Origin of the sequence: Maribacter luteocoastalis (assembly GCF_048890225.1) — a bacterium.
Taxonomy (GTDB): Bacteria; Bacteroidota; Bacteroidia; order Flavobacteriales; family Flavobacteriaceae; genus Maribacter; species Maribacter luteocoastalis.
Window position 1 is genome coordinate 247375 of sequence record NZ_JBMFZG010000007.1, and the last position, 6814, is coordinate 254188.

Sequence of the window (6814 nt, forward strand, 5' to 3'; positions counted from 1 at the left end):
GAAAACATGGCTCACAAAATCAAAATAAAAAATTATTACACAGCGATTGCTTTTCTAATTCTTTCTTGTGGTCAAAGCTCCAAAAAGGAAAAAGAAGCGAATGGGGAAACCCAAGGAGCCGTTGAAATCAATGAAACAGTTATCGATTCTTTAACCAATGTGGAATATTTTGATTTTAATAAAACAATTAAAAGCTTACCAACCAAAACCTTACCTCATTTTGAAAAATCAAATTTTGACAGCTTTGTTGAAGCTGAGGACTACAAAGTAATAGATACCCAAGCATTACAACTAGACCAGATTTATCCTGATTACCATAGGGAGGGTTTTAACCCAAAGGTTACTGCTATGTACAGGCTTCCATTGTCAGACAGGTATATTTCACTGGCAATAACCATTTTAAAGAGCGAGGTAGAAATGGAGACCTTATTGGTTAATTACGATGCCAACGGAAAAGTAATTGCCCATGAAAAAGTTGCTTATGACGAAATTGCAGAAGGTATGTCTCAAGTTGTCTCCAGAATAAGCGAAGGCAATATAACGGTAAACCGTATTTTCTGGGGCGATTTTAAACAAGTTGAAGAAGTTACATTCGAAATCTTGAATGATGGTAAAATAGAAAAAATAGACACCAAAAGCTTGAACGAAATTTTTGAAGATTTTACTCTAATCAATGATGTTTTATTGAACTCAAAATTAGATTGGATACACGCAAAAACCAAATTGATAACTACCAAGGTTTTTCCTGAAAGCCCAGGTGAGACCATTGTTGTTATTCCAGAAATCGTAGATGAGGGTGTTATGTATTTTACCCTCAATACCCACATCGTCATTGCCGACAACAATACTGAAAGAATAAAGTACAACTATTTTGAAAGCCACGAAACAAACGGATGGGTATCTGATGCGGTAAGGCTAGATGGCATTGAAATAGAAAGTAACCCTTACAAGATCGCCGAAGATAAAGAGGCCTTTGGGGTAAAGGTTTCGCATTTCGGGTCTTCGAGAGTGAATCCATATTCCATAGAAAATCTTTCACTTTTTGTAAAATCTGAAAACAAGCTTCTCAAAGTGCTTTCCAATTACTCCATTGCAGATTATGGCGGCGAATGGGACGGTGATTGTGATGGTGAGTTTAATGAGACGAAAAAAAGCTTGATGTTGAGCCAGGAAAAGACCAACGGCTATTTTGATATAGAAGTGACCAAAGAAATGACCTATACGGCGCAGTTTAAAGACAAAAACGATGAATGCCTTGTTAATGAAAAGAACGACACCAAAAATGCAACCTTAAAATTTAATGGCTGGAGGTATGGCGAATATGATGCGGAAACTAATGTGTATTCCGAGTTCCATCCCAAGAAATTGGACAACATCCAAATAGACAGATTCCATATCGAACAGGCCTTTGAAGTAAATGGGTATAAAATTGTAGCTGGAAATTTTGAACCCGTAAACGGGCAAAATGTGGCACCGGATACCGAGAACGATTGGGGCGACCGACTTTTAATGTTGGATTCAACCAACAACATAGTCTATAAATCACAGGGTGTTGGTGATGTTTATCGATATGACCCTCACTTTTATGAAGTTGACGGTTCAGATAAAATCATCATTATCTGTCAGTTGGCCTTTGAATACCCTTTTGGAGGCGAGGCCTTTATCCTCGAAAATGGAATCCTAATGTATATGGGGAGACTAGATATAGAAGGCTACTACGAGGAAGATGATGGAAAGTACATGGTTGATATCATAGAAATAAAAGAGGTAAATAATGCTATTGAATTCACTTTTAAAACAGAACAATTATTGCTGGGCCCTGGTACGGAAGATGAAGTGATAACAAACAATAATGCACGATATGTTTACAAAAACAAGGAACTATCCTTACTATCAAACAACCCATGAGTTTTAAGAACATAATTTTTTTATGCATAGTACTTTGGGCTCTTGAACTCAACGCCCAAAAGGATTCAAAGCATCCGGAATTACCAAAATCGGGAAAGGAGCTACAAGATATAATCCCGACGGGTTGGGAGATTTTGTCGCAAACCTCGGGAGATTTAAATGGTGATGGTTACGAAGATTTGGCATTTGCCATACAAAGCCCTGTAAAAGAGACGATTGAATATAACGATGGTATTGAAAGTGATTCACTACAAACAAATCCTAGAGTACTGGGTATCTATTTTGGCAAACGCAATGGAAAATTCAAAAAAACGTTACAGTCCAATACGTTTATCATCAATCGAAATACACCGACCATGGAGGAACCTTTTAAAGGCATACAGATCCTCCCAAATGGTGACCTGCAGATAGATTTCTATATATGGCCGTGCAGGAATTGCACCTCATGGTCGTCCCACGAATACCGATTCAGGTATCAAAACAAGGCTTTTGAATTGATTACGTATTTAGAAAGTATAAGTCAAAGGGTAACTGGTGATGAAATTTATTACAACATCGATTTTCCAATTAAGACTCTGAAAATCACAACCGAAACACGCAATGAAGACGATGAACCTGAATATGACGAAACCTTAAAGAAATTTGAGTTACATCACTTAAAAACAATTCAGTCTTTAGGAAAACCCTTTGAATGGGAATTTCTTCAACTACGCATTTAACAATCAAAACCTTCTATATATGAAAATCATTTTTATTCTTATTGTGGTTCTTGCCCTAATCGGCATCTTGGCCATTGTGCTTAATAACAAAATCATTGGCAAAAAGAACCAAGTGGCACAAGCCTTTGGAAGTATTGAGATTTATCTGAAAAAACGGTTCGACCTGATACCGAACCTAATCGCCATACTGAACAAATATTTGGCACATGAAAAAGAAATCTTACTAAAGATTACCGAATTGCGGAGCAGTGCAGAGAAGGCCACAGAGGCCAATGAAAAAATAAAAGCCTCGAACGAACTGACCAAAATTATGGGCGGGCTGAACATCAATGTAGAGAACTATCCTAATCTAAAAGCGGACAAACAATTCACAACTATCGAATTTGAACTATCGGACATAGAAGACCAGATAGCTGCTGCGCGAAGAGCCTACAATGCTGCTGTGACCAGCTATAACAACACCGTACAAATGTTTCCCTCGAATATAGTTGCCGGTATTCGAAAAGACCAAGACTATACCTTATTGGAAATTCCTAAATCGGAACAAAAAGAAATTAATGTCAATCAACTATTAAATCTATAAAATCATGCAAATGTTCGAAAATCTGCCTTGGTATGGCTATGTTATTTTGGCCATTGCCGTTGCCTCTTATGCCGTGCGGTATTTTAAAATCGGAAAGAAAGAATACGATGCCCCGGATATTACCGAGGCAAAATTTAGAAAATCGCCAAACAACCAACTCAATCAAGAACAGTTGTTTGCTTTAGCGTTTTACACACCCATTGCCGAATGGTGGAAAGCCAACACCAACACCTTATCATTCCTTACTTCAAAAGAAGTTCAGCCCTATTTGGAAGGTTGGGGAATAAATAGCCCTGAAGGATACTGGGATTTGACCGAGTATTTTATGAAAGATGGTCGCCGCTGGTATTTCGATTTTATACAGCATATGGTTCTAACCGAGCCCAAAGAAAAATGGGAGGAACTGATGACCCGAAAATTTGGAAATAACGAACGCGCAAACCGTTATCTAGCGCAATTGAGTAGCGGTGAAACTTTACATACGCTGAAGCAAAAAGGTATTCTCACCTTTGATTCAGATATGGAACTAGGTGTTGCCGGTTATGATGCCGCAGTATTGGTAGGACAGGCCCGTAAGGCATATACTGGAAATATTATTACTGAAGAAGAAGCCTGGAAGGTTATCAATTTTGGCAGGGAATTGGCATTGAAAAATTTTTCATCTTGGGACGATTTTGGAAAAAGCTTTGTCCTTGGTTTTGCTTTGGATATGAGGGCCGATTACAAGACTTATAAAGAAGAAGTGTACCACTTGTACAAACAGGTTTTGGTAAAACCGACCAGCCCATGGAACACCTTGGATTGGCCAACAAGATAAAGCGATGCAAGAACGAATACAAGAGGCCTATTTCCAAACCAGTAAGGTATTGAATGTATTGTACAAAAAGCGAAAACGCACATTGCTTTTTCAGAAGGTCATGTGGGGCATTATGGGTTTGTACCTTGTTTTTATGTTGGTATTGCTGGGGTTGCAATTTATACCATATTCACAAAGTAGGACTTGGAACTTTTTGGAACCATTTAAGGCCACCCCCAATAATCCCTATGCCACCCTCTATCCAATAATTGGGTTAATAATACTTTTGTATCCTACCACAATTGCTTTTGCAAAAGCATTTCAAAAGTTCAAAACCATAGAAAAGGAAACCATGGCCAAGATGGTGAAAATGTTGTTTCCACAAGTTGAATTTACACAGGGGGCAATGGCCCCTGCCAAAGAAGCGGTAAAGAGCAAGCTTTTTGCATGGATTAAGAAAGGGTCGCCCATTTACAACTACGGCCAAATAAGATGCAGAATAACGGATACAGAAATAAACATTGCGGACTTGGGCATAGTAGAAAGCAATATGACCAACCAGTTTCTAGGCGTAATCATGACTATTCCTATTCTGAATATGTTAGGGATTTTGTACCAAAATGTCTTCAAGAATTTGGCAACGAACAAATTGGGCGATAACACCAATTATTCTTTCCGCGGTATGTTCTGCTGGATGCATTTTAAGAAGAAATTAAATGGGCACACGGTGATGCTGCCCAAAAACAAATTGACACAATTAGACCAATGGGCCAGCCTTAATTTCAAAGAGGAACAAGAAATACATTTGGAGGATCCAAGATTTACTCGCAATTTTACCGTGTACAGTACAGACCAAGTGGAGGCTCGCTATGTTTTGTCCTCTTCAATTATGGAAAAGATCGTTGCCTTAAAGGAAAAATTCGACCGTCCCATATGCATGTCTTTTCAGGACAAACAACTGTATTTCGCAGTGAAAAACAATAATGGTTTGTTTTCAATTTCTTCTGGAAATCTGAATGATATAAAAGTAGTGGAAGAGTTGGCATATGAAATTGAAACTGCTTTGGGAATGCCTAAAGAACTTTTTGGAACCAAGAGTTAATATTACGCTATTCAAACATCTCAAAAAGTAAATAAGCCCTTAGCAGTTGAATAGATTATCGCACCCCTAGAAAGTATATATATTTACTTTCATTTTCACGAAAGTTAAATTATGTATTTTTGCGTTCCAAAAATCATTAGCCTTGGCTGACTTTAAGTCAACTTTTAAATAGAATATTCATTGTCAAAGAAGTTTGTTATTTTAGTCCTTTAATAGAAGTAGTTAGCAAATAAAACCACAAAAAAGGAAAACATTGGGGTACACCTATTTTCCACCCTTGTTACGCCTACTCCCCTATTTATGGGAATTGTGATATAATATATAGGGAAATAAACTAATGCTTAATACCGAATTGATAATCAAAAGAGTTTCCTTCTCCTATAAGTTTTAAAAAATAATTCCCATCAGGTAAATGACTTACATTAATTTCTATTTCTTGATATGAAATCTGAAATTTCTTTTCTTGAAGCATTCTACCTGAAGAGTCAAAAATCAAGATTAAAACTTCCTTTTTTAAACTGGATAAGTTTGAAATTTTAATTACATCTGTTGTTGGGTTTGGATATATAATTGGCTCTGCGTTAATTTCTAAGTTCGCCAATTCCTGTGGTAATCTAACCTGTAAGGCAGTCACCAAAGTATTAACCACAACATCGTCAAAGGTCGCCGTGGCAACAACACCGTCGTTGTGCGAGGTCACAGCCAATCCCACGTAGACCGTGGTGGGCATCGCCACTACCCTGCTGCCCAAAAGTTCCCAGTTCCCATTGGTCAGGGAACCATACGCACTGAAGGTATCGCCCTGGCGTACCAACCTGAGGTACCTTGGGAATCCGCCCGATACGGGGCCTATGTTATGTGCCGTGGAGGAGCTCATCGCCCCACCGTCCGTATCACGCTGCTGTAAGGTGTAGCCCGGGCCAGAGCCCAAGGGGTTAGGGTGCATCGAAACCAGTGCCAGGGAGGCGTTAGCCGATAGGCCGCTCCTTATCATAAGCCCAGCCTTGGCCCAGCCATTGGTATTGTCCAACGACAGTACGCGCGCCGTGATCTCCATGTCACCGCTCAATTGCTGGTACACATAATGGAACTCGTCCGCTCTGCCCCAGATATCGGAACCCGAGGCACGTATCTCATAAGTGCCCGTGCCTTGGTCCTGGCAGGAACTCCCGCCAACAGATACCGCCCCAATGTCCTGGCCCTGCCAGGGAGGGGACAGTGCGGTACAGTCCTGTACGGCAACTACACCGATCGTTAACGTGGCAGTGGCCGTCAAGCCCTCTGCGTCGGTAACCGTAAGGACAGCAGTATACGTACCATCGGTAACGTACGTATGCAAGGGATCCGCTTCCGTGGAAAGCGGGCTACCGTCTCCAAAGTCCCAACTATACCCCGTTACACCCGTATCGTCCGTGGAACCACTGCCCGTAAAGGAAACGTCCAATGGGGAACTGCCCCCCAAAGGCGTACCGCCGGCAACAGCGACCGGTGGCTCATTGCCACTTGGCGCAAGACCCTGTACCACTACATCGTCAAAGGTCGCCGTGGCAACAACACCGTCGTTGTGCGAGGTCACAGCCAATCCCACGTAGACCGTGGTGGGCATCGCCACTACCCTGCTGCCCAAAAGTTCCCAGTTCCCATTGGTCAGGGAACCATACGCACTGAAGGTATCGCCCTGGCGTACCAACCTGAGGTACCTTGGG

6 protein-coding genes are annotated in these 6814 nt (G+C 40.7%); 5 read left to right on the plus strand and 1 reads right to left on the minus strand.

The genetic code is table 11. The features are described 5' to 3' along the window. The first annotated feature begins 6 nt into the window (after positions 1–6). From ACOCEA_RS14870 to ACOCEA_RS14890, 5 genes are read left to right on the plus strand one after another with little or no spacing between them, the layout of a single operon-like run. The gene (locus ACOCEA_RS14870) at positions 7–1908 is read left to right on the plus strand and encodes a PA3715 family protein (RefSeq protein WP_420757051.1); all 1902 of its coding nucleotides are present in this window, start codon (positions 7–9) and stop codon (positions 1906–1908) included. Then, complete coding sequence (locus ACOCEA_RS14875) at positions 1905–2627, plus strand: hypothetical protein (RefSeq protein WP_420757052.1); 723 nt, start codon at positions 1905–1907, stop codon at positions 2625–2627. The genes ACOCEA_RS14870 and ACOCEA_RS14875 overlap by 4 nt, the downstream gene beginning before the upstream one ends. A 19-nt stretch (positions 2628–2646) precedes the next feature. After that, a complete protein-coding gene (locus ACOCEA_RS14880) occupies positions 2647–3210 on the plus strand; it encodes a LemA family protein (protein WP_420757053.1) in 564 nt (187 codons plus the stop codon). Between the two features lie 4 nt (positions 3211–3214). After that, positions 3215–4027, plus strand: coding sequence for a DUF1266 domain-containing protein (locus tag ACOCEA_RS14885; RefSeq protein ID WP_420757054.1), 813 nt, complete (start codon positions 3215–3217; stop codon positions 4025–4027). 4 nt (positions 4028–4031) lie between these two features. Then, a complete protein-coding gene (locus ACOCEA_RS14890; protein ID WP_420757055.1) occupies positions 4032–5108 on the plus strand; it encodes a DUF3137 domain-containing protein in 1077 nt (358 codons plus the stop codon). Between the two features lie 334 nt (positions 5109–5442). Here the strand turns inward: ACOCEA_RS14890 and ACOCEA_RS14895 are convergent. After that, a partial coding sequence (locus ACOCEA_RS14895; RefSeq protein ID WP_420757056.1) for a T9SS type A sorting domain-containing protein occupies positions 5443–6814 on the minus strand: 1372 nt, incomplete at its 5' end.

Excerpts from the sequence above, each read along its gene's own strand:
- ACOCEA_RS14890 (WP_420757055.1), top strand. The coding sequence starts at position 4,032 with ATGCAAGAACGAATACAAGAGGCCTATTTCCAAACCAGTAAGGTATTG.
- ACOCEA_RS14885 (WP_420757054.1), top strand. The coding sequence starts at position 3,215 with ATGCAAATGTTCGAAAATCTGCCTTGGTATGGCTATGTTATTTTGGCC.
- ACOCEA_RS14875 (WP_420757052.1), top strand. The coding sequence starts at position 1,905 with ATGAGTTTTAAGAACATAATTTTTTTATGCATAGTACTTTGGGCTCTT.
- ACOCEA_RS14880 (WP_420757053.1), top strand. The coding sequence starts at position 2,647 with ATGAAAATCATTTTTATTCTTATTGTGGTTCTTGCCCTAATCGGCATC.
- ACOCEA_RS14870 (WP_420757051.1), top strand. The coding sequence starts at position 7 with ATGGCTCACAAAATCAAAATAAAAAATTATTACACAGCGATTGCTTTT.